This is a genomic window from Bacillus cereus group sp. BfR-BA-01382 (assembly GCF_022663475.1).
Lineage (GTDB): Bacteria > Bacillota > Bacilli > Bacillales > Bacillaceae_G > Bacillus_A > Bacillus_A thuringiensis_S.
The window spans coordinates 1-294 of record NZ_JAKUFQ010000344.1; the positions used below are offsets into that span (position 1 = coordinate 1).

Below are 294 nucleotides of genomic sequence, written 5' to 3' on the forward strand. Positions count from 1 at the left end.
TGGTTTTTTCTTTTCCATCGAATGAATTTTTATAACCAATAAACGAGAAAATCTTTCCCCTACGATGTGCTTATCCTTCTCATTGAGCTTTGTACGTTTAATGTCCATGTTCTTGTTTGTTCTTTCCTTCGAACAATCCTTACAACCTATCTTAGACCTTCTAAAATTCGCCCATGTTGTAACTTGTTCTTTATGTACTGGACAATCAAAAACTAATTCTTGTTTGTTATTTATGTATATTTTAGTTTTCAGTTGATATCCTCTATTGCGAAACTCTTTTTCTACATCTTCCCA

The 294-nt window shown here is 32.3% G+C and carries 1 pseudogene; it reads right to left on the bottom strand.

The features are described 5' to 3' along the window. A pseudogene (locus tag MR160_RS34265) lies at window positions 1–294 on the bottom strand (hypothetical protein); the annotation flags it as partial.